This window comes from Sorangium sp. So ce1504 (genome assembly GCF_051521635.1).
Classification (GTDB): domain Bacteria; phylum Myxococcota_A; class Polyangia; order Polyangiales; family Polyangiaceae; genus Sorangium; species Sorangium cellulosum_B.
In genome coordinates, this window is the sequence record NZ_CP150365.1 from 8,210,335 (window position 1) to 8,235,908 (window position 25,574).

Genomic DNA, 25,574 nt, shown 5'->3' on the forward strand with positions numbered 1-25,574 from the left:
GTGTGCGGCCGCCGGACGGCGGCCCGCCTCGGCAACGAGACGAACGAACGGGCAAAGGGCGCCGTGGGGAGGCCCCAAGGGGGAACTGCCAAGCGGCATGGTAACCCACGAGCATTGGCCCGTCCGGTGGAGCGACGAGGGGTCGAACCTCGATCCCTGCCGTGCGAAGGCAGTGTTCTCCCGGTTGAACTATCACCCCGAGCCAGCGGCTCTGGCGTCAGATCTTCATCATCGAACATCCATCTCCTTGTCTCCCCACGTCCGTTACCTCCTTTACCTCCTCGCCCATTGGACGATCACTCATCGTTCTTATTGGGATCATCGCGCTCCTTTTTTTGCGGCGGGGCGTGAAGGAATCGAACCTTCTCGCAGGAGTTTTGGAGGCTCCGCCGTCTCCATGACGCACACCCCTAGGCGCCCCCGAGGAGGATAGAACTCCCCTCACCTGATCGACAATCAGGCTGCCTCACCAGATGCATACGAGGGCAAACCAGCGCCGCCGACGGGATTCGAACCCGCGTCATCCAGATTAACGGGTAACCGTCCTCCTTCGGCCCGGATCGGGCAAATGGTGGAGAGCGGAATGTCAGGTGCTCTACCAGGCTGAGCTACGGCGGCAAGGTCGGGATCCGAGAACCGTCGTCCTCCGGCCCGGATCGGGCGAGAGAGCGGGCGACGGAGAGAGGATCCCGGCGCCCCCGGCGGGACTCGAACCCGCATCGACCGGCTTCGTAGGCCGGCCCCTATCCATTCGGGCTCGGGGGCTGTTGCTGAGAGCGGGACGCTGGAGTCGAACCACGAGAACTGTCCCTCTGAGGCCCGGGAGATCCCGGGCAAAGGGTGAAGGACAGGCGCCATCCATCATGGCGGCGTCCTGCAAAAGGAGGGCGCTCGTGAGGCGCCCTCGTCGGACGGACGGGCCGGCGGAGCCCGTCCGTCACGCTGCCTGTCACGAGACACCCCGGGTGAAATCCGCCATCACCTGGGGGGCCGCCCCGTCGAACCCCACGACATCGAGCATGCCGGGGTCCGTGGGATCGGCGATCGAGAAGCCGGTCGACGTCATGCCGACGACGATCAGCCGGGCCGGTCGGCCCATCGCCTGCCGGTATTCCCTGAGCGCCTGGAACGGGTGAACGCCGCCCGCCCAGGTCTCGTTGTCCGTGTAGATGACGAACGCGTCGACCTCTACCCGGTTCCGCTTCGCCCAGACCATCGGCAACGCGCAGTCGGTGCCGCCGAAGGGGAGGCCACCCACCGCGCGCAGCACGTCGTCGAGGCGCTGCTCCGGCGATATCGACAGCGGCGTGAGGCCGGAGACGCCCCCGCCCCACTTGCCGCCGTAACCGCCCGACGCCGCCGAGAAGCCGACGACGCCGTACTCGCGCTCGATCCTCGCCGTCGCCATGGCCATGGCTGCGCTCGCCACGCGCGGCGTCAAGCCAGGGACGCCGGCGATGGAGCCGCTGGTCATGGACCCGGAGATGTCGAGCGCCAGGAGGTGCTTCTTCCCCGTCGGCTCGACCGCCCGGAACGCGAGGTAGAACGCCTCGTTCAGCGCGTCGACGATCTCGCGGACCGGGGTCCACGAGAGCGCGTTGGCGCGCCGGCGAGCGCGCTCGCCGTGGCCCTGCTCATAGACCTTGAGGGCCGAGAGCACGGCGATGGGGTGGACCCGGGCCGCGCGCAGGCGCCCGGCGTCGGTGAGCTGTCGCGCCACCCTGCGGGACGCGTCGCTCATCGGCGAGAGCAGGCCGATCGCGGTCATCTTCCCCAGGTTCCGGAGGAGCGCTGTCTGAGGCATGTGCTCGAGCAGCGCCTCCCAGACCGCGGGGTCGCTCTTCCACTCGGTCAGGAGCATCTCGTGCGTGAAGCGATGCTGCCTGATCAGCGCGGTGACCTGCTTGCGGTTCGTCGCCGCGCGGAGCGACTCGAACGCGCGCACCGCGTCCGGCAGATCGGTCATGGGCAGCGCCTTGCCGCGCGCCGACTCCTTCCCGAGCGCCTCGATGCCGCCGACGATCCAGCGGTAAAGGGCGTCGTGCTGCGGGGTCGGCGCGACCGGGTGCGCGAGCCGCAGGAGATCGCGGTGGCTGAAGCCGTCGCGTTGCTGGTACTTCATCGCCTGGTACGCGACCCTGTCGACGGGCTTGTCGTTGTACCAGGCGGCGACGGCGGACCGGAGCCCGCGCCCCCACTTGCGAAACCCCTGCACATCGCGGGTGAAGTGGAAGAGATCCGTCCCCGTGCGGCACACCTCGGGCAAGGCCGCGAGGGCGGCCTGACGGGTCTCGAGCTTCGCGTCGGCGGCGGCGATCGCGAGCGCGAAGATCGCGGGCGCGTTCTTCGGCGCTCGCCCCGAGCTGCTGATGTCGACGATGCGCTGCACGGCGCGGGGCCCGTCCGCGGCGAGGCACGCCTCGACGGCGCGGGCGTTCTCCACCGTGAGCTTCCGCTCGGTCGCGTAGTAGGTCCCCCCCTCGGCGCCGAGGATCAGCCAGCGGTCGAGCCTCGCCCACTCGTCGAGGGCGAAGGCGAAGCCGCCGGCGCTGTTCTTCACCTGATCGGCGCGGGCCTTCTGCCGCTGGGGGGTGACCAGCGCGGCGAAGTGCTTCAGATAATCGGCCATCACACCACCTCCGGCCCGGACCCCGGGCAAAAGAGGACGGATAAAAGAGCGTGCTCGGGTTGATCTCCCAAAGATAACCGAGCCCGTTCGACCCGTCCTGGGTGGGCGTACGGGGATCGAACCCGCCTACGCAGGGTCACAACCTGCCCTCTTCACCAGAAGAGAAACACCCACGCAAACCATCGTCGGGATGGCCGGAATCGAACCGGCGGATCTCCTCACCCCAGATGAGGCGCCTTTCCACTAGGCTACATCCCGCAGCGCCAGCTCGAACGAGGCGCCGACGCGCCCCCGGCTGGCGGCGAGCCGGCGCCTCGCGTGAGCGAAACGGGCCTGCCTCCCGCGATGGGGGCGCGGCTCCGGCGGGAGGAATCGAACCTCCAACCACCCGCTTAACAGGCGGGCGCTCTGCCATTGAGCTACACCGGAACATGGAGGCGCAGCGCGCCTCCATCTACGTCATCCTAAATTGTCACAGATCAGGTGTCCCCGACGCCGGCGCGGCTGCGCCGACGAGGACAGGTGGACCCGAGAGGAATCGAACCTCCAGCCGTCCGCTTAAGAGGCGGCTGCTCTATCCATTTGAGCTACGGGTCCGCGCGGAGGGCGCACCTCCGCCTGGCCTGCTGTGTCGGCAAGCCAATGCACGTCGACCATTCCGCGAAAGCATTACCGGGCGCCGCGAACGCGCGCCGCGGCGCTCATTCTCGAATCGAATGCTCCCAACGCATTCTCTGCCGCGCCTCCTTTCTCCGGGCGCAACTCCCCCACCGCAGCGCGCGACGACGTAGCGCGCCGCGCGCAAGACAACTCATCTCCTCGACCCGCCGGCAGCCTGCGATCCACAGCAGGCCGAAAGCCCACAGCAGCTCTCCAGCCCACCGGCAGGCCGACAGCCCACGGCAGATCTCCAGCCCACGAGCGGGCCGATAGCCGCAACGAGCCGACAGCCCACAAGCCCCCAGAACGCCGAAGGCCGCCTGGGTTTCCCGAGGCGGCCTTCGCGAACGTCGTCGATCGACGCGTGCTTAGCTGCCTCTAGGCGCTATTCTCCGGGTTACCGAGCTTCCGCGACGGACGGAGGCCGCAAGGGTAACCTGGATTATGCGCCCAATGTTCATCGCCCAGCAGGCGATCCCATGCCATGGTCGCATCGGGCGTTCCCGACTTGGACAGGATGGTGACGATCTGCAGGTTGTGGCGGCGGCTGAACATGGCGAATCCTCGTGTTCCGATTAAGTACTCCCCTTGGACGGGCTGCGCAACAGAAAAGTTCCTCGAGTCGATTCTTTTTTCGCCGCCTTCAACGCCTTCAGCATTGGCACGCTCCCTCGGCGCTCGCCGGTCCGAGCGCGGTCGGTGCAGTCCTCGATGCAATCGACGAGCCGCGCCATTTTCTTTTTCCAGGCACCCGCCCTGGGCCTGCATATGCCGAGGGCGTCACGCACGACCCACGACGGCGCTCAGGCACCCTGAGCCAGGAGTGACAGCAGCAGGCGACCGCGCGCAGCGCACCTCGTGGCCTATTTCGTGCTGGCGCTGGCGCTGGCGTTGAGCCGGACTCGCTCGTCGCAGCCGCCACCAGAGACGACCAGCTGACCGCCCTGCACTTTCACGTCGGCCTCGCTCCCAGCCGGCCAGCGCAGCGCCACCATCGCCCGGCCGGAGCGCGCGTCATAGAACGTCCGCTCGCGGTAGCTCGCGCCGTCCCGGCAGCGCATCTCGTCGTTAACCTCTCCGTCGTAGACCGCGCCAGCGCCGTCGAAGGTGCTCTCGACCACGAGCAGCCCCCCCTCGACCGAGCCGCTCACGCTGCGTATCCCATGGCAGTGCGCGGGCCAGCCCCCCGAATGACCGCCGTTCACGACCAGGAACCCGTCCGGCTTGCGGGGGAAGACCACATGGTTGCTGTGGTGCACGTACATCATGTAGTCGCGAGGGAAGACCCACGGCGCATCGCCGGCGCACGGGCTGTCCGCCCACCTCGAGTCGGGCCTGCACAGGCGCTCTCGCGCCGCGGCCTCGCTCGTCGCCTCGCCGGGCGCCCCCTCGGCGGCGCCGATCCGCGCGAGGAGCTCGGTCCACCCCTTCACGAGATCGGCGCCCTCGAGGTCGGCCTTGCGGACCTCCACGGTGCAGGTCGATCTGCCGGCGAGCTTGCCGCGCGTGGCCGCCGAGGGCTTGAGCAGGTGCGCGTTGGCATAAGCGACCCGGGCCGCCTCGGCGTCGCCCGCCCTGTCGCGCAGGAGCCCGAGGTTGAACCAGATCTGGGAGCGCAGCTCGGGATCGCCCGCCCCCGCGAGCGCCGCGTCGAAATCGCTGTCCGCCGCGCCGCTGTCGCCCGCGGTCAGGTGCGCGAAGCCTCGCTCCGCGAGCGCCCGCGCGTCGCTCGGGTCCGCGGCGATCGCCTCGGTGAACGCCTGGATGGCCGCGTTGAAGTCCTGCTTCTTGGTCGCGAGCCGGCCTCTCGCCAGCGCGGCCTTGTACCTGGCGAGGGCCTGCTTCTCCTTCTCGGTGAGCGGGCGCGCGCTCGGCGCGGGCAGGGCCGGTGACGCCGGCGACGCGGGCGGCGCTGCGCTGCTCGCCGACGCGACGGCGGCAGGTGAGCTCGCCGCGACGGGCGGCGCGCTCTCGGCGGTCGGCCGCGGCGGCTGGTCACGGCAGCCCGCGGCCACGCACGCCGCGATGAAGCCGAGCGCGAAGCGCCTCTCGATTTCGCGCGTGCCGTGACAGCCGGTGATGTCGGTGGTCATGGTGCGCATCCTCGCCCGTCCGGGTCGAGCCTGTCACCGCAGATCGACGCTGGCAGGCCGCGCTCCTCGCGCGCCGCATCAGCGCAGCCTGCGAGCTTTCGGGAGGACGGGTCGCCTCTCGTGCGTGGTCGCACCGGAGCGCGACAGCGCGCTACAGGGCGCCGACGCGCTCCGCGGCCGCCTCGGCGGAGCGCACGGCGGCGTCGATCCCGGAGCCGTGGAACGCCGATCCGGCAAGGAGCACGCCGCTGCCGGCGAGCGCCTGCTCGGCCTCTCGGACCCGCGCCGCGTGCGCAGGAGTGGAGACCGGGAGCGCGCTCGACCAGCGCGAGACCCACGCGCGCTCGGAGGGCCCGTGCACGCGCAGCACGCGCGCGAGCGAGGCCTCGGCGCGCGCCGTCCAGGCGTCGTCGCCCATCTGCTCGAGGTCCGCCGGATCCGGGCGGAAGAAGAGGCGAAGCGTGACGTGGCCGGCGGGGGCGCGCTCGGCGAACTTCGAGGTCGTGAACGTGCACGCGCGGAAGCCGTGCGCCTGGTGCCCCGCGGCGACGACGAAGCCGGTGCCGTCGAGCGGGTGCTCGATCGCGGCGCGCGGGTACGCCAGCGAGACGGTCACGCTGGAGAGCGTCTCGGCGTCGCGGAGCGCCCGCCCCGCCTCGCCGAGCAGCGCGGCCGCGCCGGCGGCGTGGGTGGCGAGGACGACCGCGTCGGCGTCGATCTCGGCCCCTCCGGCGAGCGCGAGGCGGAAGCCGCCGGCCACCTTCGCGAGCGAGGCGACCGCTGCGGAAGTGCGCACCTCGACGCGCCCCGCGATCGCGAGCGCGAGCGCGAGCGTCTCGGTCAGCTGCGCCATCCCGAGGCGGAAGGTCCGGATCCCCTTGCCGAGCTCGTCGCGCGGCACCTGGAAGCCGAGGAACTCCGCCGCCTCGCCCGGCGCGAGCTCCCGCAGCGCGACGCCGTCGAAGCCGAACGACCGGTGCGTCTCCTGACCGACGAGATCGCCGGCGATGCCGAGCGCGCTCGCCAGCCCAGGGACGGCCTCGCTCCGCGCGATGAACCCCTCGGCGCCGAGCTCGACGACGAAGCCCGAGGCCCGCACCGTCCAGAGCTGCCCGCCGACCCGCGGAGCCGCCTCGACGAGCGTCACCTGGTCGCCCGCCATCGCTCGCCGGAACGCAACGATGCACCCGGCCAGACCGCCTCCAATGACGGCAACGCGTCGCATCGCGCCTCTATACCACGAGGCGATAACAATGTGAGAAGCACTGCATCCGGCGAGCAGGATCCGCCCGGGTTCGCCCGCCGGCGATACCACTGTGAGAAACACTCCATTCACCGACCGGGAACAACCCGAGTTCGCCCGCTCGCCCGCTCAAGCGCTCAAGGAACGCTCGCCGGCGCGCGCGCATCGGTTTAGAATGCCTCCATGGTGAGGATATCAAAGTATTTCGACGTCAAGAAAGACGCCTATGGCCGCGAGTACATGGAGGTGTACTTCGACGGGATCGCCCTCCTCAGGCTCGTCATGACCAACAAGGGGACGGCCTTCACGCCGGAAGAGCGCGTGAACCTCGGGCTCGACGGGCTGCTCCCGCCGCAGGTCAACACCATGGAACAGCAGCTCGCCCGCGTCTATGGCGGGTTTCGCCGCGAGCCGACGCCGATCGCCAAGTATCAGTATCTTCGGGCGCTCCAGGAGCGCAACGAGATCCTCTACTATGCGCTGCTCAATCGCCACCTCGGCGAGATGCTGCCCATCGTCTACACACCGACCGTGGGCGAGGCCGTGCAGCAGTTCAACTTCCTCTATCAGAGCGCGCGCGGCGTCTCGTTCTCTCCCGTGAACATCGATCGCGCCCAGCGCGTGCTCGCGAGCTTCCCGTGGGAGGACGTGCGCATGATCGTGGCGACCGACTCCTCCGCGATCCTCGGCATCGGCGACCAGGGTTACGGCGGGCTCGCCATCCCGATCGGCAAGCTCGCGCTCTACACGGCGGGCGGCGGCGTGAGCCCGTTCCACACGATGCCCGTGGTCCTCGACGTGGGGACCGACCGGGCCGATCTCATCGAGGACCCGTTCTACCTCGGTGTTCGCCAGCGCCGCCTGCGCGGCGACGCCTACTTCGACTTCTTCGACAGGTTCGTCGACGCCGTGAAGAGCAGCTGCCCCCGCGCCGTCATCCAGTGGGAGGACCTCTCCAAGGAGGCCGCCTTCTCCGTGCTGGATCGGTACCGGAAGGTGATCCCCTCCTTCAACGACGATATCCAGGGGACAGGGGCAGTCACCCTCGCGGGCGTGGTCGCCGCGTGCAGGCTGCGCGGCGAGCGGCTCAGGGACCAATCGGTGGTCATCCACGGCGCGGGCGCGGGCGGCGTCGGCGTCGCCTGGGCCATCTGCCAGGGGATGCTCCGCGAGGGGCTCACCGAGGACGAGGCGCTCGCCCGCATCTTCGTCCTCGACTCCAAGGGCCTGCTCGCGAAGGACCGCCCGATGGAGGAGTACAAGCGCAAGTTCGCGCAGGATCCGGGGAAGATCGCCGCGTGGAAGAAGGCCGGGGCCGTGCCGACGCTGCTCGAGACCCTCGAGAACACGCGCGCGACCGTGCTCCTCGGGCTGTCCGGGCAGCCGCGCTCGTTCAGCGAGCCCGTGATCAAGGCCATGGCCGCCAACACCCCGCGGCCGGTCATCTTCGCCCTCTCCAACCCGACGAGCGCCTGCGAGGCGCTCCCCGAGGAGATCCTCGCCCTGACCGAGGGCCGCGCGCTCGTCGCGACCGGCAGCCCGTTCCCGCCCGTGGAGCGCGACGGCAAGACCATCCCCATCGGCCAGGGGAACAACGCCTTCATCTTCCCGGGGCTCGGGTTCGGATCCATCCTGTCCGACGCGCGCGAGATCACGGACGGCATGGTGCTCGCGGCGGCGTATGCGCTCGTCGACTACACGGCGGAGAAGCACCTCGACAACGGGCTCATCTACCCGCCCGTGGAGGAGCTCCAGGAGGTCTCCACGCGCGTCGCCATTGCGGTCATCCGCGCGGCGTTCGAGGACGGCGTCGCGAGGAGCACGAAGGTCGACCCCGGGAATGTCGAGGCCTATGTGAAGGCGCGGTTCTGGCAGCCGAAGTACCTGCCGTTCGTCCGCGGCTAGCGCCTGGCGCGGTGGGGCGCCCGCGGCGCGCGCCGCGGGCGGCGCGCTCCACCTCAGCCGAGCTGGGACAGGAACTTCCGGAGCTGCTGCGCCTCCACCATCGTCATCACCGGGACGAGCCAGGCCTCGAGCGAGGTGGTGTCGCGAAACGCCTTTCGGCTCGAGTTGTGCGCGTCCCGGATGAGGCGCTCGACCTGGAGCCCCAGGATCGCGTTCGACACCGGCAGCAGGTAGGCCGTCCGGTGCACCGTGGCGTTCTGGACCCGCATCATCTCCAGGAACTTCTCCGCGCTCTCGGGCGCGAGCACGTCGACCTGGAGCAGCTCGATGCAGACGACAGCGCCGTGCCGGTTCTGGGTCACGACGCCCTGGATCCGGGCGATGCACGCGTCGACCTCGCCAGCCGGGAGCGGTGATGCGAGCCTCACCTCGATGAGACGACCGGCCCTGTTGTCAACGGAGTACATGAGCGAAATTCACCCTAACGTAGACGTCCAGACCAGAGCGCGTCAATGAACGGCGGTTCCATGCGGTGCGGCTCCGTACGCGCGCACACGTCATCGACGGTTTTTGTCAGCGCCCTCATCAAGCACCACAGAAAAAACCGTCTGCGACGGCGTTCACGCGTCGGACGAGAAGATCACCTTCCCGGCGCGCGCCTCTTCCTCGGAGGCCGCCTCCCGCTCGGCCTCGAGGGCCTTCGCCTCGGTCTCCAGATCGGGAAAGCGGTACCGGATCCCCTCGCCTGCCTCGAGGTCGACGTCGCCCCCGAGGGCGACCACCTCGCGGGTGATCTCCTCGGAGCGCGGCGGCTCCCCCGCCGCCTCCTGCCACGCCCGCTGGAGCACCGCCTCCGTGATCGGCTCCCGGCCCTGCCTCGCGCCGACGCGGGCAAGGATCGCCCGTAGCACGGCCCGCCGGCCGTTCCGCCGGGCGAGCCTCCGCTGCTTCAGCGGGCGCAGGAGCGCCCGGCCGAGCGGCAGCGCGAAGAGCGCGAGCGAGAAGACGAGCGGCACCACCCCGAGCGCGACCGCCGTCCCCGTGGCGGGCAGCTCCGCCATCGGGACGCCCCGCGCCAGGAGCCCGAGGTTGTCCAGCGTAAGGTGGGCCCCGAGCGCGTAGAGGCTCATCAGCAGGTTGAACCCGTTGAGCGCCACGATGAGCGCGTTCATCCCCGGCCCGTTCCCGGTCAGCGGAGGCAGCTCCTCGCGCTCCGCCCAGACCGGCGCGGGCGCCCGCGCCGGCGCCTCCGCCGCCGTCCGCCGGATCGCCTCGAACCGGTAGACGATGCCCCCCTCCTCCGACACGTCGACCGTGCCGTCGTAGTCGAGCATCAACCGCGCCATCAGCGGATCCGCCTCGTCGCGCGAGAGCCCCGTCACGCGCATCACGTCGGCGAGCCCGATCCGGCCCCGCTGCGCGCGGATCTCGGCCAGGATGAGCTTCTCGGCCTCGAGCGGATCGCGCGGCGCCGGCGTCGGGCCGAAGAAGAACCGGTTCACCTTCTCGTAGAAGGGCGTCTCGTCGCGTCGCTGCCCGAGCGCCCCGCGGTGGCCATGCGACGAGGACCACGCCGGCTCGGCCGTCCACACGAACGGCGAGAACGGGTGGAACGTCCAGAAGATCGCGTCGAGGACCAGCCGAAAGAGGAAGTAGCCGGCGAACGATCCGGGGACGCCGTCGTGATTGCGCGAGTCGCTGCTCGAGCGGGCGAACAGCTGGGCGATCAGGATCCCGACGAAGATCACGACGTACGCGATCAGCACGATCGCGATCCACGCCCGCACGACGAAGCGAGCCACGCCGGCGGCGGCCCGGAGGACGGCCTGGAGCGCGCGCGTGAGGCGCGTGCGGGTCTCCCACGGCTTGGTGAAGCCGTGCGGGAAGCGGAAGAGCAGCTCACCTTCGGACGTCGCCTTGAGGTGGCCGCGGTGCTCGCTGACGAGCAGGTGCAGGCCGCTCTCCGCGTCGCGCAGCGGCAGGCCGCTCTTCGCCGACGCGTCGGCGAGCGTCAGATCGCCCGTGTGCCCGCGCAGGGCGGACCTCAGGACGCCGGCGGCGCGGCGGGCCTCCATCAGCTTCGGAGATTTCAGCGTCAACGGTCGCTCGCCCCTGTTCCACGGCGGCGCAGCCGCGCCCGTCGGTACGGCATCGCCGCGCTCGTCCACGGGGGCACAACCTCCCCCGTGCCGAGCTTCATGGTGGCCCGCAGGGCTCCACGCAAAGGCCACGGCGCCTTTTTCGGGCGTCGACCCCGCCAGCGCTCGCAGCGGAGCCTCGCGTCAGCCGCCGCGAGCGCGGCGGTGCCTCGCGTCATCCGCCCGCGCTCGCGGCCGGAGGCGGGCGCGATCTCGGCGTGGCGTCGACCATCCGCACCTCCAGGCCGAGCGCGTCGCGCAGCATCCCCGCCTTCGCGACGACCGTCCACTCCTCGAGCGCCCGGTCCTCCGCGCCCTGCACCTCGATCACCAGCGTGTCGCCCTCGATGCGGCCGCTCACCTCCGCGACCTTGGCCCGGTGCTCGCGATCGAGCGCGTCGGCGATGCGGAGGATCGACGCCATGGACTTCACCTTGGCGCGCGCGTCGCGCGAGAGCGCGCGGAAGTTGTCGTGGTCCATGCTGGGCGGCGACTTCCTGTGGTAGCGCGCGATGTTCGCGACGATCGCGCGCTCCTCCGGGGTCAGGCCCATGAGGTCGCTGTGGGCGATGACGTAATAGCTGTGCTTGTGGTGCCCCTCGTAGCGGACGAAGTCGCCGATGTCGTGGAGCAGGGCCGCCGCGCGCAGGAGGATCCGGTCGCGCTGGCCGAGGCGATGGCGCGGCGCGAGGTCGTCGAACAGCCGCTCGGCGAAGCGGGCCACGAGCGCGCCGTGCTTCTCGTCGAAGTGGTAGCGGCGGCCGAGCCGGACGCAGGCGTCGCTGACCGCGGCGGCCTCTCCGCGGAAGTCGGGGCCGAGGAAGTGGGCGTGGGCGAGATCGACGAGCACGCCCTCCTTGAGCCCGACCCCGGGAGCGACGATGACCCGCTGCACGAACGCCCGGGCGATGCGGCCCAGGATCGTCGCCGCGGGGACGATGGTGTCGGCGCGGTCCGGGCGCAGGCCGTAGATCTGCGCGCGCTCCTCGGGCGTCTTCGACGCCATCTCGTCGAGCAGGCGGGACATCGCGGCCACGTCGATCGCCCGCCCCTCCGCGGACCCGGCCGGCGCGGGGCAGAGCTCCGCGAGCGTCTCGATGTTGCCGCCCGTGCCGACGAGCAGATCGATCCCCGAGCCCGACCCCTCGCCGAGCAGCTCCACGATCTCGCGCGTGGCCTCGACCATGACGCGATCGACGTACTCCTCGACGAGCCGCCGGTGCCCCGCGTCGACCGGGCGGCGATCCTCGAGGAAGGCCTCGACCATCCGCACCGTCCCCACGGGGAGCGAGCGCGAGAAGACGGCCCCGCGGCCGCGGAGCAGCGTGAGCTCGGTGGAGCCGCCGCCGATGTCGACGAGGAGCGCGGTCCGCTCGCCGAGCGCGACGCGCTCGCGGACGGCGAGCTGGACGAGGCGCGCCTCCTCGACCCCCTCGATGACCTCGATGTGGACGCCGGCCTCGCGCGCGGCGCGCTCGACGAAGAGGTCGCCGTTCTGGGCCTCGCGCGCGGCGCTCGTCGCCACCGCGCGGTAGCGGTCGACCTTGGCCGCATCCATCGCCGCGCGGAAGCGCCGGAGCGCCTCGCAGGCGGCGCCGATGACCCCCGACTCGAGCCGGCCCTTCGTGAACACGTCGTGCCCGAGACGCACCGACGCGCGATCCGCATGGACATCGCGGAACGGGTGGAAGCGCGGCGCGTCGGGCGCGCCGGTCGCGGCCCCGGCGAGCGCCGGATCCCAGCCGGCCCCGAACGCCCCGAGCGCCGGAGGATCGACGTCGACGATGCGAAGCCGGATGGCGTTGGATCCGATGTCGATCGCAGCGAGCCGCGCCATGTCGGGAGAAGTAGCGAAGCTCCGGGCGGTTGGCTACTCTCATGCCGCTCATGTCGAGGAAGCTTCATCAAGGCTCGGGGGCTCCCCATCTCGGCCCCCTTCAGCATCGGCCTTCAGCGCGCACGCTCGCGCCCGGGCAGGCTCGGGACGCGCGCCGTCTCCTCGGCGGCGCGCGAGGGGCGGCGCGCCTCGCGCTGGGGATCGCGACCGCGGCGCTCGCGCTGGCGGCGTGCAGCGGCGGCGAGGCGCGCGCGCCGAACCCGATGCGCGCCCTCGACGAGCGCAGGGCGATCGAGGTGATCCGCCGGGCGATGGCGCACGAGGGCGCGCAGCCTGCGCGCGGGCGCGAGGTCGAGCTGACCAGCGGGCAGAAGGTGCGCGTCGATGTCGGCGTGCAGAGCCGCTCGTACGGCGTCGTCTACGTGACCGAGGAGGACGCCCAGGCGCTCGGCGCCGCGATCCCGCCGCCGAACGGCCGGGACGAGAAGCTGCGCGTCGTCCGCGGCGGGCCGGACGGGGCCATTCGCCTCGTGCTCCTCTACCAGCAGAACTACCTCTATGACGACCTCGTCGGCGAGTCGCACGAGCGCACGACGATCACCGCCGAGCGCGAGCTGACGCGCGACGTGCAGGACTTCATCACCTACGCGCGGACGCAGAAGTTCCAGTGAGCGCGCTCGAGGAGGACGGGCCGGCGCGCCGCCGGGGGCACCGGAGAGAGCGAGACGCCGAGGAGCGCGCGCGACGCGCGCTCGGCGGCGGTGGGTTGCTCCTCGTCGCCGGGCTCGCGCTGGTCGGCGTCGGGCCGTCGGACGCGGGCATGGGGCTCACGGTGCTCGCGCTCCTGGTGCTCATCTACGGGATCCACAGCTTCGGCCGGCTGGGGACGGAGCGGGACGGACGGAGCGAGCAGGCGCGGGCTCCGTCGCGTTGAGGCTTGCAGAGCGGGGCGCGTTCGACCAGCATCCGCCGCCATGAATCGCCCTACGCGCCAGCACCAGCACCTCACCCTCAAGGTCACCCAGAAGCAGGAGCGGAGCACCCAGAGCTCCCGGAAGCCCGGCCGCAAGCACAAGCGCTGGAGCAAGTCCCTCGCGCAGTACGCGCCGCTCGTCGCTGGCGCCGAGACGGCCGCCTCCGCCGAGAGCTGAGCTCCCGCCGCCGGCCGAGGACGCCCTGGCGCCCGGCCTTCACGATTTCTCTCTACACGTAACTTTTCAATACTATCGCATGCCGGCGCAGGCCGCCTCCGCTTCCGACGAGGCGGCGGCGCCTCCGCCCGCGATGGCGGCTGTGCCGCCCGTGCCGTGACGGCGGCGCCTCCGCCCGCGATGGCCGCTGTGCCGCCCGTGCCGCGAGCCGCTACGGCGGATGTGCCGCCACTGTGCGACGCGGCCACCGCACCGCGGTCTCTCCGTGGTTCGTGGATTTCGTGATGGGGTCGCGCTCATCTCGCCACGTAGCCAAGAGAACACCCCCTCTCGGCGTCTGATACGCGATCGCCAGGCGGCCTGTCACCCACTCCGCGCGAGACGGGCGCGCCGGCTCCGCGCGCATGGCGCGCGAAGGGCCCACTCCATCTCTCGCGCAAGGAAGGATCCATGCCCGCTCGTCCTCCGTCACGCGCTGCCCGCGCGGCAGCGTCGCTTTTGTGCTCCCTCGTCGTCGGCGGCACATCGCTCCTCCCGGGGTGCCTGAGCCGCCCGATAGCCCATCAGGACACGCGCACGACTGGCACCGTCGTCGAGCGGCTCCCGCGGCGCGTCGACAAGATCGATCTCCTGCTGACCATCGACAACTCGTCGTCGATGAAGGACAAGCAGGACATCCTCGCGCTGGCCGTTCCCGACCTCGTGAGGCGCCTGGTCGACCCCCGGTGCATCGATCCGCTGGACCCCCTGAAATCGTCCCCGCCGGGGGAGGACGGCCGCTGCCCGAGCGGCAAGGAGCGCGAGTTCGAGCCCGTCGTCGACATCCACATCGGGATCATCAGCACGAGCCTCGGCAGCCATGGCGCGGACTCGTGCCCCGAGGGACCGCTCGTCTTCAACAACGACAGGGGACACCTCGTTGCCCGGAGCGACAGGGACGACCACAACGACGCAGACAACGACCCGCCGACCTACCAGAACATGGGGTTCCTCGCCTGGGATCCAGAGCAGAAGCTCAGCCCCGCGGGCGAGTCGATCCTCGACGACGGCGCGGGACGCGGCCTGGTGCCGGCGCTGACGAACATGGTCCGAGGGGTGGCCGACAACGGCTGCGGCTTCGAGTCGCAGCTGGAGAGCTGGTACCGCTTCCTCGTGGACCCCGCGCCCTACGAGACCCTCGAGGTGGTGAACGGCAAAGCGGAGCGGCGCGGCGTGGACAGGAAGCTCCTGGATCAGCGCAAGGCGTTCCTGCGGCCGGACTCGCTCCTCGCGATCGTCATGCTGTCGGACGAGAACGACTGTTCCATCAAGGAGGGAGGGAACGCCTTCTGGGTCGCGAGGCAGAAGGACGACGACGGCGACGTTTTTCGGATGTTCGCGCCGCGAAGGGAGTGCGCGGAGAAGGGCCTGGACGACCCGTGCTGCAAGTCCTGCGGGTCGGACAGGGGCGAGTGCCCGCTGGACGAGGAGACCTGCGGACCGGATGGACAGCCCAAGACGCTCTTCCCGAACGAGGACCCGCACAACCTGCGCTGCTTCGACCAGAAGCGCCGGTTCGGCATCGATCTGCTCTACCCGATCGACCGCTACACGGACGCGCTCACGCAGGCGCGGATCCAGGATCACCAGGGCAATCTCGTCGACAACCCGATCTTCTCGGATCTCGACCCGGACGACGAGAACAGCGCGGTCCGTCCGCCGGAGTACGTGTTCTTCGCGGGCCTCGTGGGCGTCCCGTGGCAGGACATCGCGCGCCAGGACGACGCGGGCCAGCCCGATCTCCGGGAAGGCAGGGACCAGGACGGCAACCGCGTCGGCGGCTTCAAGAGCGCGAAGGAGCTGAGCGCTCCCAACGCGAGCTTCGCGAGCACCTGGGACATCATCCTCGGAGATCCGAAGTCGCGCCGGAGCCCCGGCGATCCCCACATGATCGAGTCGCCGCTCCCTCGCGACGGCGAGAACCCGATCACCGGGACGCGCATCGCCGGCCCGGACTCGCCGGACGACGCCAACGACATCAACGGCCATGAATGGAACCCCAACCCGGGTTTCGGCGACCTCCAGTACGCTTGCACGTTCCGGTTGCTCGATCCCGTGACGGGCGATGACTGCAAGGGCAGTGAAGACCGAGACAGCCCCCTGTGCAAGGACAACCCCGACGGCACCGACAGCAACCTCCAGGTCAGCGCGAAGGCCTATCCGGGCCTGCGGCAGCTCGAGCTCATCCGGGACCTCGGGGAGCAGGGCATCGTCGGCTCGGTGTGCCCGGCGCAGCTCGAGTTCACGGGAGAGGACCGGCTCGACTTCGGCTATCGGCCGGCGATCGGCGCGATCGTCGATCGCCTGAAGACGAAGCTCGGCGGGCAGTGCCTGCCCCGCGCGCTCCAGCCGAACGAGAGCGGACAGGTCAGCTGCCTCGTCCTCGAGGCGCGGAGCACAGCCGAGGGGAAGTGCGGCTGCGACGGGCTCACGGCGCGGCGGGAGGTGCTCCGCGAGAACCTCGCCGCGAAGCGGATGGTGCTCGAGGATCCGGTGGCGGCGGCGAACGGCTGGAACTGCGTCTGCGAGGTCGAGCAGCTGAAAACGCCGGACGAGCTCGCGGCGTGCCAGAACACGGTGCCTCCTGCGCCGGTCGAGGTCGGCGGCGAGAAGGTGCACGGGTGGTGTTATGTCGACCCGCGGCTCGGCTTCGGCCGAGACGAAGTCGTCGCCAAGTGCCCGTCCACAGAGCGCCGCCAGGTCCGGTTCACCGGCGACGGCGCAGCCCTGGACGGCGCGACGCAGTTCGTCATCTGCACCGGCGACACCGCCAACCAGTAGCGCGGCGCCAACAGCAGCGATCCGCTGCGCTGGCCGCGGTCGTCGAGAGGGTCGAGCTTCGGTGGTCCGGAGCGGCGCTCGGGCAGGCGCCGCTCGCCCCGAACCCGCGCTTCGTGGATCTTTGCAATCAGCGTGAAGGGCCGCCTTCTCGGCGCGAAAGCCGATAGACTGCGATGCGTGGACTCCACGGCACACCACGGCGCGGAGCGGCCTCCGTCGATTCCTCCTTCAGCCAGGTACAACCCCGAGCACGGCACGTTCGAGCTCGTGGAGACCGACGCCGACGGCCGTCGCTCGGGCGAGTGCCACGTCTACCGCGCGAGCGACGGCTCGTTGCTCTCGCGGTGCTGCTACGCGGGCGGGGTGAAGGACGGGCCGTTCACCTTGTTCCACCCGAACGGTCAACCCGCGCAGCGCGGGCGCTACCGGGGCGGCGAGCTCGACGGCGAGGTGGTGGTGTACGGCAGCGACGCCCCGACGGAGCTCAGGCTACGACCGTGCTGTGTGCCGCCCGGCGCCTGGGAGCTGCGAACGCGCTATCGACAAGGGAGCATCCTGCGCCAGGTCTTTCACGACCGCGACGGGCACCCGATCTCTGCGGACGGCTCCCGCTGGCCCGACCGACCCGCCGGCGTCGCCGGAGAGGCCGACTACGACCACGGCTCGCAACGATGGCTGGTCCGCGAGGAGGACGAAGCCTCGGCCTCGCTCATCGACCGTTACTTCACGCGCGAGGGCAAGCCCTCTCAGGAGATCGAGATTCGCGCTGGCGCGCGTCATCGCGAGCTCCGGTACGACGCGCTGGGCCGCCCTTCCGAGGAGCGGCACCTCGATCCCCAGGGACGCTTCCACGGCCCGTCCGTCCGCTGGTTTCCCGATCCGGACACGAGCCCTTACCTCGACCGGCGCGTGCGCGAGGAGCGCGGACAGTACACGCACGGTCACCCGGTCGGAGCGTTCACGGGGCTCGACGCGGACGGGGGGCCGGTGGTTCGACGCGAGCTCGGCGCGGCCCTCGACGAGGCGAGCCTCGGCGCGTCGCCCGCGCTCGCCGAAGACCTCGCGGCATGGGACGCCGAGCGCGTCTGGGCCCTCGCGCGAGAGCTCTTGCAGGACGGCCGCGCGCGCGAGGCCTGCTGCGCCGCGGCCCGCGCGGCGGCCCGCGGGGGCGAGCGAGAGAGGCTCGCCGAGTTCCTGCGCGGCGCGACGCTGCAGCCGAAACCCGAGGTCGTGGAGCAACGCGGGCGAGCGCTGCTCGAGGCGTCCGACACGACCGCGCTCGGCGTCCTGGACGAGCTCTTGCTCGGCGCCGAACCGAGCGCAGCTTACCGCACGCTCGCCGCCGTCTTCCGGGGCTCGCGTCGCGTTGCGCTCTCGCTCGTCGAGGCGGCGCTGCTGCTCGTGCCCGAGCGCCGCTCGACCTGCATCACGCGCGCGCTCCTGCGGCTGGAGCTCGGCGACACGCGCGGGGTGCTCGAGGACGCCGACCGCGTCGAGGCCGAGGCCCCCGCCGTGGCCGAGCACCTCAGGACCTTCGTGCGGCTGCTGTACCCGGAGTTCGCTTTCTGGCCGGCGCGCCAGGCCATCGATCCGGTGCCCGGCGACGCATCGGCCACGGTCGAGCTCGATCAGCCGCTCGATCAGGTTCGGCAGAAGGTCCAGCTCTACGCCACCCGCTTGCTGCGCCTGCGCGAGGCCGTGCAGCGCGGCCTGCCGGGCACGGAGCCCTGTCCGTGGCTCCCGCCCGACCTGTCGCACCTCTTGCCGGACGGGCCGGTGGAGCTCGCGCGGACGGAGGCGACCTTGACCGAGGAGACCGAGAACGGCGTCGAGACAGTCGAGCTCACCGTGGACGAGGCGCTCGACCCAGGAGCCCTGCCGGTCTCTCTCCTGATGCGGAGGGCCCGAGCCGAGTGGGCCGCCCTCTGCTGGCTTTGCTGGTCAGCCGGCCTCGACCAGGTCGCGTTGCCGGAGCGCATCGCGCACCGGCCCGACTTCACGGCGGCGGTCAACATGTCGCTCACCCGCTGGTTCCGCGCGCGCGACCAGCTGCAGAGCGGCGGGCTCGTCAGCCGGGCGCGCGGCGTGCCGGGCTTCCTCTGGGAAGGGCACGACATCGGCGAGCTCGACCCCACGCTCGCGGGCATCGCGGCCGACGAGTACTTCGAGTTGCGATGCCTCTTCGTCTGGCTCATGTTCCGGGAGAACGTCTCCCCGTTCCAGAGCGATATCCGCGCGGCGTGAGCGCCGCGTCAGGGCGGCTCTGGCTTCTTCCGGCGATGGGAAGCAGCCGTCGCGGACGAGGCGGGCAGGACGCCGGCGCTGTCGCTCGCGCCTCGTGACGCGCCATCTCGCCACAGCGGACAGGTCGAGGCGTGGCGGTCCTGCGCGCGACGGGTGATCCCTTGAGCTCGCGCGTCGCGCCGATCGCTCGCAGCGGTCGGCCTGGCGCCTCGCTTGCATCCACTCCCGTGCATGCATCTACACCGGATGAAGACTCCAGGTCTCGCTCACATCGCCTACCTGCTCGGCAACAAGGGCGAGGCGATCGTGGTGGACCCGCGGAGGGACATCGACGAGGTCCTCGCGGCGGCCCGAGAGTGGGACCTCGTGATCAAGTTCATCCTCGAGACGCACCGCCACGAGGACTTCGTCATTGGCTCTGGCGCCCTCGCGAAGGCGACGGGCGCGAAGATCGTGAGCGGAGATCATCCGCTCTTCGGACAGAGCGACATCCGGATGCGGGACGGCGAGGAGCTCGATCTGATCGGGCTGCGCACCCGCGCGCTCCATACGCCGGGACACACGCCGGAGAGCACTTGCTATGCCGTGTTCCTCCCGGACGCGCCCGGGCGCGCCTTTGGCGTCTTCACCGGCGATACGCTGTTCATCGGGGAGACGGGCCGGACCGACCTGCCCGACCGCGAGAAGACCAGCGACAACGCGCGCCTCCTCTTCGCCTCGGTGCACGAGAAGCTCCTCCCGCTCGGGGATCAGGCGCTCGTCTGGCCCGCCCACGGCTCCGGCTCGGTCTGCGGGGGCAACATCGCGGAGCGCGATGATTCCACGCTCGGCCTCGAGCGCGCCTACAATCCCGTCTTCGTCAGGTCGGCCGACGACTTCGCCCGCGCCAAGGTCGTGGAGCGCATCCCGCGCCCACCCTATTTCAGCTTGATGGAGAGGCTGAACCTCGAAGGGGGCAAGCCGCTCTCCGCGAAGCCCGGCGAAGTACCCTCCCTGCCGCCCCAAAAGTTCGCGTCGGAATCCAGGCAGGGGCTGGTGCTCGACGCGCGCGATCCCGAGGCGTTCGCGTCGGGCCACCTGCCCGGCTCGCTGAACCTCTGGTTCGCTGGGCTCCCGGTGTTCGGCGGGTGGGTCGCGGACGAGACGACCCGGGTGTACCTGGTCGTCTCGCGCGCCGCGGACGTGGAGGCGGCGGTCCTGCACCTCGCGCGCGTCGGCGTCGATCACGTGTCCGGCGTGCTCGCCGGAGGGTTCGACGCATGGCGGGACGCGGGCATGCCCATCGAGAAGACGGGCACGATGACCCCGCGCGAGCTCCACGACGCGGGCAACGCCGTCGCCGTGCTCGACGTCCGCGATGATCAGGAGTTCGAGGCGGAGGGGCACATCGAAGGCGCGCGGCACATGTACGTGGGATATCTCGACGAGCACTTCGAGAAGGTCCAGCCCGCGCTGCCGCGTCATGGCCGCATCGCGCTCGTCTGCAGCGTCGGGCATCGCGCTGGGCTCGCGACGAGCATCCTCCGTCGCCGCGGCTTCACCGAGGTCGCCAACGTCCTCGGCGGGATGACGGCGTGGGAGAAAGTCGGTTTGCCGAAGAAGCAGGGCCCCGAGCGCACGATCACCACCATGGATATCGAAGGAGCACGACGATGAGCTCGCCGGGAGGCACGCGCTGGGCACCGGAGATCGCCGGGCTCGCGATCGGAGCGCTGGAGTCGTTCGCGATGGGGACCGCGAAGCGGCCTCTCGGCGTGACGTCCGCGTTCGAGACGGGGGCGAGCGCGCTGGCGCGCCGGCTCGCGCCGCAGGCCAGCCGGGTGAACGAGTTCGTGGCCAAGCGGGAGACGACGCCGAAGATCGACTGGGAGGTGCTGCTCGCCCCGGGCATCGTCCTTGGCGCGTTCCTGGCCTCGCGCGCCTCGGGCACGCGAGGATCCACGCTGCCGGACGCATGGCGGGCGCGGTTCGGGGAGAGCCGCGGAAAGCGCTACGCCGCCGCGTTTTGCGGTGGCGCCCTGATGATGTTCGGCGCGCGGCTCGGCAAAGGATGCACCAGCGGGCACGGCATCAGCGGCACGATGCAGCTCGCCGCGGCCAGCCTCGCGTTCGACGTCGCGATGAGCGTGAGCGCCGTCTTGGCGGCGAAGCTCCTGTTTCGAGGAGGCGCGCGATGAAGCGGGATCCGCTCGGACGACTCGTGCTCGGCCTCGCGACCGGGACCGCGTTCGGCGCCCTCCTCCAGCGAGGAGGGGCCTCGGATGCCGAGCTCATCATCCAGCAGCTTCTGCTGCGCGACAGCAGCATTGCGCGGATCATGTCGACCGCGGCGGCCGCCGGCTCGATCGGGACGCACGGCCTGCGCGCGGCCGGCGCGACCGAGCTCGACGTGAAGCCGTTCCAGGTACGTTCGGTGATCCTGGGCGGTGTGGCCTTCGGCGCTGGGATGGCGATCCTCGGTTATTGCCCCGGCACGACCCTCGCCGCCGTCGGCGAAGGCCGGCACGACGCGATGTTCGGGCTGCTCGGGATGGTCGCTGGAGCGCTCGCCTTCATCCGCGTGTACCCGCACATCAAGGAGGTGGTCGAAGAGACGGACCTCGGCAAGGTCACCCTCCCTTCGGCGACGAAGACGTCCCCTTGGCCCTGGGTGGCTGGCCTCGCCGGGCTCGCGGGCGCGGCGGCGCTCGTCAGCCGCGCGCGGGCGGCGCGGTGAATTTGAACGCAACGAGGACGCGTCAGTCGAGGGTCATCACCGCGGTCTCGCCCCCGATGTCCAGGCGCGAAAGAAAAGATTCCAAGGCCTCCATGGACAGGGGGAGCCCCCTCACCGCCAAGGCGGATTCACGAACGCTGGTGAGCGCTGGGAGCCAGTCGAAGCTCGTGAGATCACCCGAGCTCTGGAGTCTGAGCTCACCCACCTCCGCGAGGGCGTCGAACCCATCGAGGCCCGGCCCTTCCAGCAGATGCATCTGAAAATTCGCGCCGACGCGGCGCAGGTTGCGCAGCGCGGTGAAGTCGTCCGTGTGGTTGCGGAAGAGGGTCAGCGAGCCGTCGATGTGGACGAGGGAAGAGAGGGGCTCCAAGGCGCCCGGCGTCGTATCGCTCAGGTGGATCGAGCCCCGGAAGCGGGTGCATCCAGCCACGCTCGTGTAGGGCACGATCACCAGATCGTCTGGCTGGCCACACACGACCGCCTCGGCATCGGGGTCCGGCGGCTCCTTGGGAACGGCGTTCGTGAGGGACACCAGCGCGCCGCTGCGCACGTGCGACGTCGCGAAGGACTCCAATGCTTCAGCGGTCAGCTGCGCGTTGCGCCGAGCGATCATGGAGGCGCCGATCTCCGCGAGAGCAGGAAGCCACGAGAAGTCGGCAAAGCCGCTCTGGTAGAGCCACAGCCCGGAGACGTACTGGATCGACTCCAGGCCACGCAAGGCCTCCGGTGCCGCCACGACCAGCAACCGACCTTCGATCCGCGTCAGGTTGGACAGAGGCCCGAGATCCTCAGGAGGCGAATAGAGCAGCAAGGACCCCGCTATCTCCCTGAGATCCGTGAGCGCGTCGATCGCCTCCGGCCCGTCCAGGCTCAGCAGATGGAGCGTGCCGAGGAAGCGCGTACAGCCACGCAAGCGCTCCAGCTCGGGCGCGGGTCCGGTCGCCTCTTCAAGGAGGTTCGCGCCCACCGCGATCACCTCCCCCGCCGTCCCGCAGTCACGCCCCTCGGGAGATCCCGCTTGCCCGCCCCCGGACGGCTCGGCGGCCCCGGAGCCGCCGCTGCCAGCTGTCGCGTCGCCTCCGCCGCCCGCGCCGGCGCTCGAGGCTCCCGTGGAAGCGCCGCCTGTCGCTCCGCTCGGGCGGTCGGGGGTGGTGCCACAGGCCGCAGCACCGAGGAGCAGCAATCCCGCCGTACCGCTCAGCCGGCGCCGCAGCATGCGCCTTTCCACCTCTTCCCCTCGCATGGTCGCTCGATTCTAGCAGAGCTCTCACGCGCGAGGCGCGCTGGACTGAAGCGGCGCCGGCGGGCGGGCTAGTTGCCTGCCGTGTGGGCGATCGCGAAGATGAGGTTGCGCTCGAGCCGGATCCCCTGCGGCGTGCGGAACGCCTCGACCTCCTTCGCGAGCCGCTCGCGCACCTCGCGCTTCTCCTCGGGGCTCAGGTGCGAGAGGTGGTTGCCGAACGAGCTCGACCCGCTGTGCGTCAAGATCTCGTCGACGTCGGCGGCGTGGTCGACGAAGGTGAGGATCTCCGCTGTGTCGACGATGAAGCCGGCGCGCTCGAGCAGCGCTCGAACCTCGTCGACCGTCAGCTTGTACGGGCGATTGCCCTGGGCGTCTCTCCCGAGCTCGGCCAGCACCTTGCGCTGGATCGGCTCGAGCTGGTGCGGCTTCTCCCGCGATCCCGTGCTGAATCCGAGCTTGCCGCCGGGCTTCAACACGCGCGCCGCCTCGGCGATGGCGCGCTCCTTCTGGGCTTCGTTCAGCCAGTGAAGGACGCTGTTCAGGTACACGACGTCAAAGCTCTTCGAGGCGAAGGCGGAGAGGTCCTCGGCGCGGCCGACCGCGGTCGCGAGGTTCGCGCGGGCCTTCTGCCGGGCGATGTCGATGCGGAGCGGCAGGGGATCGATGGCCGTCACGCTGCCCTCGGGGCCGACGATCTCTGCCACGTGAGCGGCGAGCCGGCCGGTGCCCGCGCCGACGTCGAGCACACGCTGGCCGCGCCGCACGCCCAGCGTTTCGATGAGGAGCTTGCCGTGGTTGAACTGCCGGTCGCTGCCGTGCTCGTAGGCCTGGGCGAGCTCGGGGGTGTCGAGAGAAAGGCGGATGGTGGTCATGCAGGCCGCCCGAGCAGGGCCCGTGCCGGCGCCCGGCGCCGCGCTGGCAGGGCCCGCGCGCCGGAGCGCCGCGCCGCCGGCGAGGACCCGGGCGCGGCAGATCGCGCTCGCCGCTGCCCGCGGGCCAGCAGCGATGCTGCTCTGGTGCTGCGCCGCGAGCAGCGTGGCCGCGCGGCGAAAGGCGGCGGGCAGGGACGGCGGCGGGAGCGACGCGCCGACGCATGGAGACCCACGACTTGAATTTCGAAACAATTTTATCAACAATCCATTCGCTTCCAATGACAACAACCATGGATGCCATCGATCTGAAAGCGATCCACCTCCTCGCCCGCGACGCCCGCCGGTCGTGGGCGGACCTCGGCGAGGCGGTCGGCCTCTCCGCGCCCGCCGTGGCCGAGCGGGTGCGGCGCCTCGAGGAGCGCGGGGTCATCACGGGGTGGGAGGCGCGCCTCGACGCCCGGGCCGTGGGCGCCGGGCTCACGGCCTTCATCTCGGTCTCGATCGCGAACCGGCGCGGTCGCGGCGAGTTCCTGCGCGCCGTCGAGCGCGCGGCCGAGATCCAGGAGTGCCACCACGTCGCCGGCGACGAGGACTACCTGCTCAAGGTGCGCTGCCGTGACACCGAGGCGCTCGAGCGCCTGCTCACGCAGGAGCTCAAGGCCCACGACGGCGTGGTGCGCACGCGCACGACGATCGTCCTGTCCACCGCCAAGGAGACCGCGCTCCCGCCCCTGCCGCTGCCGTCCGAAGAGGCGCGCGACGGCGAAGCGCGCCCCCGCAAGGCGCCCGGCCGCGGAGCCGCCCGGAAGGAGGCGCCGTGAGCGGCGCCGACGGACTGCCGCCTTTCGGCGATCGTGGCGAGCGTCGCGAACGCCAGATCGACGAGCGCGACCTCGCGGCGCTCGCCGCCGCCATCGAGGACGCCGCGATCGCGCAGCGCGACTTCTCGCACGCGCGCCACCTGCTCCTCGCCCTGCACTACGTGCGCGCTCACGGGCCCGAGGGGGCGCTCGCGCGCATGCGCTCCGCCCTGCAGGCCTTCAACGCCCGGCACCCGCCGACCAACGGTTACCACGAGACGATCACGGTCGCCTGGCTCACGCTCGTCGCCCGCCACGCCGCCGAGCACCGAGGCGCCGCCGTCCACGACCTCGCGGAGGGCCTCCTCGACCGCCACCGCAGCAGCAAGGCGCTCTTCGCCCATTACTCTCGCGCGCGGCTGCTCTCGGACGACGCCCGCGCCGCGTTCGTCGCGCCCGACCTCGCGCCGCTCCCGGCGCCAGGCGACGGCGTGCGCATCCGCCTGGCGACCGAGGCCGATCTCGCGGCGATCGAGGAGATCTATGCGTTCTACGTCGAGCGCTCGACCTGCACCTTCGCCACCACCGTCCCGACCCCGGCGGAGCGACGCGCCTGGCTCGCGGCGCACGGCCCCCAGCACCCCGCCACCGTGGCCGTCGAGGGCGACGGGGCCGGGGCCGTGGTCGGCTGGGGCTCGCTCTCCCTGTGGAACCCGCGCGAGGCCTACGCCCGCTCCGTCGAGAACTCGGTCTACGTGCGCGACGGCCTCCACCGGCGGGGGCTCGGGCGCCGCATCCTCGCCGATCTCGTGAGCCGCGCGATCTCGCTCGGCCACCGCACGATCATCGCGCAGATCGCCGGAGACCAGGCGGCGAGCGTCGCGCTGCACCGCGCGCTCGGGTTCGAGGACGCCGGGCTGCTCCGCGACGTCGGGCACAAGTTCGACCGCTGGCTCGACGTGATCCTGATGCAGCGCGCGATTCCCTACCTTGCAAGCGATGACCGGCAGCCGTGAGACGGCCTACATGCCCGCGACCGCCACAAACGAACCCGGGTTGCGCCAAGACGAGCGCGTATGTCCTCTCGCTCGCGTCGGCGTGGTCCTACGCGGACCGGTGATAGCCGCCGTGGCCGTGCTCCGAGGGGACGAACGGCTCCGCACGGGCCCTGGAGCGCCCTTTCGAACACGCCCCGGGGCTCGCGCGCCCCAGGGCTCCGGCGG

At 71.0% G+C, this 25,574-nt stretch carries 20 protein-coding genes and 9 tRNA genes; 11 read left to right on the forward strand and 18 right to left on the reverse strand.

The features are described from left to right. Nucleotides 1-127: 127 nt before the first annotated feature. From WMF39_RS30775 to WMF39_RS30835, 13 genes are all read right to left on the reverse strand, one after another. Nucleotides 128-199 (reverse strand) — tRNA-Ala (locus WMF39_RS30775). A 142-nt stretch (nucleotides 200-341) separates the two neighbouring features. Continuing rightward, nucleotides 342-411, reverse strand: a tRNA-Trp gene (locus WMF39_RS30780). Nucleotides 412-415: 4 nt separating this feature from the next. Beyond that, a tRNA-Asp gene (locus tag WMF39_RS30785) sits at nucleotides 416-487 on the reverse strand. 7 nt (nucleotides 488-494) lie between these two features. Further along, nucleotides 495-618, reverse strand: a tRNA-OTHER gene (locus WMF39_RS30790). A gap of 75 nt (nucleotides 619-693) precedes the next feature. Continuing rightward, nucleotides 694-765 (reverse strand) — tRNA-Arg (locus WMF39_RS30795). A gap of 184 nt (nucleotides 766-949) precedes the next feature. Next, nucleotides 950-2,629 (reverse strand): TROVE domain-containing protein, encoded by a 1,680-nt coding sequence (locus WMF39_RS30800; RefSeq protein ID WP_437740058.1) that lies wholly within the window; start codon nucleotides 2,627-2,629, stop codon nucleotides 950-952. Nucleotides 2,630-2,727: 98 nt separating this feature from the next. After that, a tRNA-His gene (locus tag WMF39_RS30805) sits at nucleotides 2,728-2,802 on the reverse strand. 12 nt (nucleotides 2,803-2,814) lie between these two features. Further along, nucleotides 2,815-2,887, reverse strand: a tRNA-Pro gene (locus WMF39_RS30810). Between the two features lie 99 nt (nucleotides 2,888-2,986). After that, a tRNA-Asn gene (locus WMF39_RS30815) sits at nucleotides 2,987-3,058 on the reverse strand. Nucleotides 3,059-3,152: 94 nt separating this feature from the next. Continuing rightward, nucleotides 3,153-3,226: transfer RNA gene (locus WMF39_RS30820), tRNA-Lys, on the reverse strand. A gap of 441 nt (nucleotides 3,227-3,667) precedes the next feature. Continuing rightward, on the reverse strand, nucleotides 3,668-3,844 hold the full coding sequence (locus WMF39_RS30825) for a hypothetical protein (protein WP_437740059.1): 177 nt from the start codon (nucleotides 3,842-3,844) through the stop codon (nucleotides 3,668-3,670). A gap of 308 nt (nucleotides 3,845-4,152) precedes the next feature. Then, nucleotides 4,153-5,382, reverse strand: coding sequence for a tetratricopeptide repeat protein (locus WMF39_RS30830; protein WP_437740060.1), 1,230 nt, complete (start codon nucleotides 5,380-5,382; stop codon nucleotides 4,153-4,155). Between the two features lie 151 nt (nucleotides 5,383-5,533). Further along, a complete protein-coding gene (locus WMF39_RS30835; protein ID WP_437740061.1) occupies nucleotides 5,534-6,607 on the reverse strand; it encodes a protoporphyrinogen/coproporphyrinogen oxidase in 1,074 nt (357 codons plus the stop codon). A gap of 204 nt (nucleotides 6,608-6,811) precedes the next feature. Here WMF39_RS30835 and WMF39_RS30840 point away from each other — a divergent pair, with 204 nt between their 5' ends. Continuing rightward, nucleotides 6,812-8,530: an NAD-dependent malic enzyme gene (locus WMF39_RS30840; protein ID WP_437748052.1), complete on the forward strand. Its 1,719-nt coding sequence runs from the start codon at nucleotides 6,812-6,814 to the stop codon at nucleotides 8,528-8,530. Between the two features lie 53 nt (nucleotides 8,531-8,583). Here the strand turns inward: WMF39_RS30840 and WMF39_RS30845 are convergent, their stop codons facing one another. The 3 genes from WMF39_RS30845 to WMF39_RS30855 all read right to left on the reverse strand — a co-directional run bounded on the left by WMF39_RS30845 (nucleotide 8,584) and on the right by WMF39_RS30855 (nucleotide 12,505). After that, nucleotides 8,584-8,997, reverse strand: coding sequence for a hypothetical protein (locus WMF39_RS30845; RefSeq protein WP_437708746.1), 414 nt, complete (start codon nucleotides 8,995-8,997; stop codon nucleotides 8,584-8,586). 153 nt (nucleotides 8,998-9,150) lie between these two features. After that, on the reverse strand, nucleotides 9,151-10,629 hold the full coding sequence (locus WMF39_RS30850) for a hypothetical protein (RefSeq protein ID WP_437740062.1): 1,479 nt from the start codon (nucleotides 10,627-10,629) through the stop codon (nucleotides 9,151-9,153). 214 nt (nucleotides 10,630-10,843) lie between these two features. Continuing rightward, a complete protein-coding gene (locus WMF39_RS30855) occupies nucleotides 10,844-12,505 on the reverse strand; it encodes a Ppx/GppA phosphatase family protein (protein ID WP_437740063.1) in 1,662 nt (553 codons plus the stop codon). A gap of 50 nt (nucleotides 12,506-12,555) precedes the next feature. Here WMF39_RS30855 and WMF39_RS30860 point away from each other — a divergent pair, with 50 nt between their 5' ends. The 8 genes from WMF39_RS30860 (at nucleotide 12,556) to WMF39_RS30895 (ending at nucleotide 21,436) form a co-directional block, all read left to right on the forward strand. Next, nucleotides 12,556-13,176, forward strand: coding sequence for a hypothetical protein (locus WMF39_RS30860; protein ID WP_437740064.1), 621 nt, complete (start codon nucleotides 12,556-12,558; stop codon nucleotides 13,174-13,176). Then, entirely contained in the window at nucleotides 13,173-13,439 is a 267-nt protein-coding gene (locus WMF39_RS30865; protein ID WP_437740065.1) for a hypothetical protein, read from the forward strand. Before WMF39_RS30860 ends, WMF39_RS30865 begins: the two co-directional genes overlap by 4 nt. Before the next feature lie 40 nt (nucleotides 13,440-13,479). Continuing rightward, nucleotides 13,480-13,656 carry a hypothetical protein gene (locus tag WMF39_RS30870; RefSeq protein ID WP_437740066.1) on the forward strand — a complete coding sequence of 59 codons (177 nt, stop codon included), beginning with the start codon at nucleotides 13,480-13,482 and terminating at the stop codon, nucleotides 13,654-13,656. A gap of 450 nt (nucleotides 13,657-14,106) precedes the next feature. After that, nucleotides 14,107-16,476: a hypothetical protein gene (locus WMF39_RS30875; RefSeq protein ID WP_437740067.1), complete on the forward strand. Its 2,370-nt coding sequence runs from the start codon at nucleotides 14,107-14,109 to the stop codon at nucleotides 16,474-16,476. Between the two features lie 177 nt (nucleotides 16,477-16,653). Then, on the forward strand, nucleotides 16,654-18,720 hold the full coding sequence (locus WMF39_RS30880) for a toxin-antitoxin system YwqK family antitoxin (RefSeq protein ID WP_437740068.1): 2,067 nt from the start codon (nucleotides 16,654-16,656) through the stop codon (nucleotides 18,718-18,720). 246 nt (nucleotides 18,721-18,966) lie between these two features. Then, complete coding sequence (locus tag WMF39_RS30885) at nucleotides 18,967-20,376, forward strand: MBL fold metallo-hydrolase (protein WP_437740069.1); 1,410 nt, start codon at nucleotides 18,967-18,969, stop codon at nucleotides 20,374-20,376. After that, nucleotides 20,373-20,897 carry a YeeE/YedE thiosulfate transporter family protein gene (locus tag WMF39_RS30890; protein WP_437740070.1) on the forward strand — a complete coding sequence of 175 codons (525 nt, stop codon included), beginning with the start codon at nucleotides 20,373-20,375 and terminating at the stop codon, nucleotides 20,895-20,897. The genes WMF39_RS30885 and WMF39_RS30890 overlap by 4 nt, the downstream gene beginning before the upstream one ends. Continuing rightward, nucleotides 20,894-21,436, forward strand: coding sequence for a DUF6691 family protein (locus tag WMF39_RS30895; protein WP_437740071.1), 543 nt, complete (start codon nucleotides 20,894-20,896; stop codon nucleotides 21,434-21,436). Before WMF39_RS30890 ends, WMF39_RS30895 begins: the two co-directional genes overlap by 4 nt. A 22-nt stretch (nucleotides 21,437-21,458) precedes the next feature. Here WMF39_RS30895 and WMF39_RS30900 read toward each other — a convergent pair whose 3' ends face one another. Together WMF39_RS30900 and WMF39_RS30905 are read right to left on the reverse strand one after the other, a co-directional pair. Then, on the reverse strand, nucleotides 21,459-22,403 hold the full coding sequence (locus WMF39_RS30900) for a hypothetical protein (RefSeq protein WP_437740072.1): 945 nt from the start codon (nucleotides 22,401-22,403) through the stop codon (nucleotides 21,459-21,461). Nucleotides 22,404-22,747: 344 nt separating this feature from the next. Continuing rightward, the gene (locus WMF39_RS30905; protein WP_437740073.1) at nucleotides 22,748-23,803 is read right to left on the reverse strand and encodes a class I SAM-dependent methyltransferase; all 1,056 of its coding nucleotides are present in this window, start codon (nucleotides 23,801-23,803) and stop codon (nucleotides 22,748-22,750) included. Nucleotides 23,804-23,841: 38 nt separating this feature from the next. Here WMF39_RS30905 and WMF39_RS30910 point away from each other — a divergent pair, with 38 nt between their 5' ends. Then, complete coding sequence (locus WMF39_RS30910; RefSeq protein ID WP_437740074.1) at nucleotides 23,842-24,372, forward strand: Lrp/AsnC family transcriptional regulator; 531 nt, start codon at nucleotides 23,842-23,844, stop codon at nucleotides 24,370-24,372. After that, nucleotides 24,369-25,367: an N-acetyltransferase family protein gene (locus WMF39_RS30915; RefSeq protein ID WP_437740075.1), complete on the forward strand. Its 999-nt coding sequence runs from the start codon at nucleotides 24,369-24,371 to the stop codon at nucleotides 25,365-25,367. The genes WMF39_RS30910 and WMF39_RS30915 overlap by 4 nt, the downstream gene beginning before the upstream one ends. Nucleotides 25,368-25,574: the final 207 nt, after the last annotated feature.